Annotated in this window: 3 protein-coding genes; 2 read left to right on the top strand and 1 reads right to left on the bottom strand. The window is 32.5% G+C overall.

Features of this window, described 5'->3' with window-relative positions:
• Positions 1-66: 66 nt before the first annotated feature.
• The gene (locus QZQ55_RS10775) at positions 67-897 is read right to left on the bottom strand and encodes a DegV family protein (protein ID WP_295093215.1); all 831 of its coding nucleotides are present in this window, start codon (positions 895-897) and stop codon (positions 67-69) included.
• Positions 898-997: 100 nt separating this feature from the next.
• Between QZQ55_RS10775 and QZQ55_RS10780 the strand changes: the two genes are divergently transcribed.
• Together QZQ55_RS10780 and QZQ55_RS10785 are read left to right on the top strand one after the other, a co-directional pair.
• The gene (locus QZQ55_RS10780; RefSeq protein ID WP_295093217.1) at positions 998-1,528 is read left to right on the top strand and encodes a TetR/AcrR family transcriptional regulator; all 531 of its coding nucleotides are present in this window, start codon (positions 998-1,000) and stop codon (positions 1,526-1,528) included.
• A gap of 137 nt (positions 1,529-1,665) precedes the next feature.
• Positions 1,666-2,547 (top strand): PHP domain-containing protein, encoded by an 882-nt coding sequence (locus QZQ55_RS10785; protein ID WP_295093219.1) that lies wholly within the window; start codon positions 1,666-1,668, stop codon positions 2,545-2,547.
• The last annotated feature ends 91 nt before the right edge of the window (positions 2,548-2,638 follow it).

The following is a 2,638-nucleotide window of genomic DNA, read 5'->3' on the forward strand; positions in this document are numbered from 1 at the left end:
TTTTAAAATCAAAGAGGTTTTTGGTATTTAGTCGCTTAACTTAATACCATTGGTTTTTCAACTGGTTTAACATTCACACCCTACAAGTAGTCCACCTATTTCAGCATAATAAGTACATAGACCACCCATTGGATAAATAATAATATCCGCATTTGGATAGATTTCTAAAATTTTATCTCTAACATTCTGTGCAAGCTTTAAATTTTCTGCATGTGAGATACGTACCTTGCCACCGTGGTATCCTGCGTTTTCAAGATGTTCAATCATAGATTTTACAACTTTCTTTTCACCACGACATTTACTGATCTGCTGAATAGTTCCTTCTTCACTCGCTGTTGCGAAAATAGAAATATTTAATACACCAATCGCAGAAGCAACAGCTTTACTAACACGTCCATTCATCGCAAAGTTATGTAAAGACTTTAATGCAAAGAATAATCTAGAATGATTGAGATAATCCTGTCCTTTTTCTACAATTTCCTCAAATGGTAGATCTTCTTCAATCATATCTTTTAATTTTTCAATAAGTAATCTCATTTCAGGTCCTGTAGATAAACTATCAAATACGTGTACCTTTACATTATCATTTTCTTCTTCATAAATACCTTTTGCTGTCATAGCAGAGTTATAAGTTCCTGACATAGTGCCAGTTAAAGTAATAACGAATACTTCATCAAACCCTTCATAACAATCTAACCAAGACCCAACACTTGGACATGCAGTATGTGATGTGCCTTTATAGCTTGCAAGCTCTTCAGACATTAAATGAACATCTAGTTCCTGATTATCTACATAGTGCTTATTATCAGTAGAAATAGTGATTGGTGCTACCGCAAAATCAACGCCATTTAATTCCCACATATCACAAGATGAGTCAGCTACAATTTTTCTTTTCATGCGAAAAACCTCCCTATCAATACTATTGTAGTTTAAATTGTGAAATGATACAATTTACAAAGAGAAAGTTTATGTAAATTTTTGTTCAGAGGTGCAGTTTATGGACGTAAATAAGAAAACAAAAAGAAATAGATTTACAAGAATGTGCATTGGAGAAGCCATTGTTGAATTGATGAAAAGAGAATCTCTTGATAAGATTACAGTGAGTCAGATTGCGAAAAAGGCAGGTATTTCACGTATGACTTATTATCATTATTATGATTCTAAGGTGAATGCACTAGAAGACTATCTACGTGAAATCATTATTCAATATTTGACAGAACATAAAAAACGTCCTAAAGGAGAACGTTTTATGGAGTATTCACATATCTTGTTTTCAATAGAGTTTTTTGATCAGTATGCGACATTCTTTATTATCATGGAAAGACAAGGACTTTATTCAGTATTAGTGGATGCAATCAACCATTTTATGATAGAACTCTATTCTGATCATAAAGATATGATTTATCGTGCGTATTACTATGCAGGTGCCTTACTCAATACATTTATTAATTGGGAAAAGACAGGAAAACTTGTACCTGCAAAGGAAGTCGCCAAGATGATTAGCGAAAGTGCACCAAAGATGCCTTGATAATGAGGCATCTTTTTTTAAATAAATTATCGCAATGAATAATACTTATCACGTAAAATATATTTTCAGAATATGAATTACCTGAAGATTATCTTTTATCTCATGATATGATGAATATATACGAGAGGAGGGATTATATGAGCATTATTGATTTACATATGCATAGTTTCTATAGTGATGATGGTGAATATACACCTACGCAGTTAGTAGATATGTGTCATCGGTCAGGTATCCAGATTATAGCTATTGCAGATCATAACTGGATCAAAGCCAATAATGAAGCATCTTTAAGATGTAAGGAATTAGGTATGACTTATATACCAGCCATTGAAGTAGATTGTACTTATAAGGGTATTAATCTACATGTTGTAGGATATGGTATTGATGATTCAGAAGAATTTAATAAGCTTGGTGAAAGTATTGAGAAACAGGAACAGGCATGCAGCTTAAAGAAACTAGAACTGACTAATAATTTAGGTTTTGAATTAGAAAAAGCACAGTTAGATGCTTTATCTTCTAATGGTGTCTATACAGGTGAAATGTTTGGTGAAGCATTATTAAATGATCCACGTTATTTAGATAATGAATTACTTAAACCTTATCGTGAAGGCGAGTCTAGAAGTGATAATCCTTTTGTGAATTTTTATTGGGATTATTATGCACAGGGTAAACCTTGTTATACTGAGATTAAGTTTCCTACAGTAGAAGACACAATCAAACTGATTAATGAACATGGTGGGGTTGCAGTTTTAGCTCATCCTGGTAATAACCTTAAAGGACAGTTTGAATTATTAAATGAAATGGTAGAATTAGGACTACAAGGTGTTGAATGTTTCTCTAGTTATCATCCAGAAGAAGTGAATCAGTACTTCTATAATAAGGCAAAAGGATTGAACATTCTTTATACTTGTGGGAGTGATTTCCATGGTAAGACAAAACCTTCTATTAAGTTAGGTGGACATCACAGTCAAGTAGAAGAAGAGATAAAAGAAAACTTAAGAAAGTATCATTTGATTTAAGGAAAGTGAAAACTTTCCTTTTTTTTGAGAAATAAGGTAAGCGCCAAATAATATAGTGGATAGAAATAGACCTCATCATGTTAGATAATTG

Origin of the sequence: uncultured Catenibacterium sp. (genome assembly GCF_900540665.1) — a bacterium.
In the GTDB taxonomy this organism is placed as follows: Bacteria; Bacillota_I; Bacilli_A; order Erysipelotrichales; family Coprobacillaceae; genus Catenibacterium.

Bases quoted from the DNA above. Each gene is read 5' to 3' on its own strand.
- QZQ55_RS10775 (WP_295093215.1), bottom strand. From the start codon at position 897: ATGAAAAGAAAAATTGTAGCTGACTCATCTTGTGATATGTGGGAATTA.
- QZQ55_RS10780 (WP_295093217.1), top strand. From the start codon at position 998: ATGGACGTAAATAAGAAAACAAAAAGAAATAGATTTACAAGAATGTGC.
- QZQ55_RS10785 (WP_295093219.1), top strand. From the start codon at position 1,666: ATGAGCATTATTGATTTACATATGCATAGTTTCTATAGTGATGATGGT.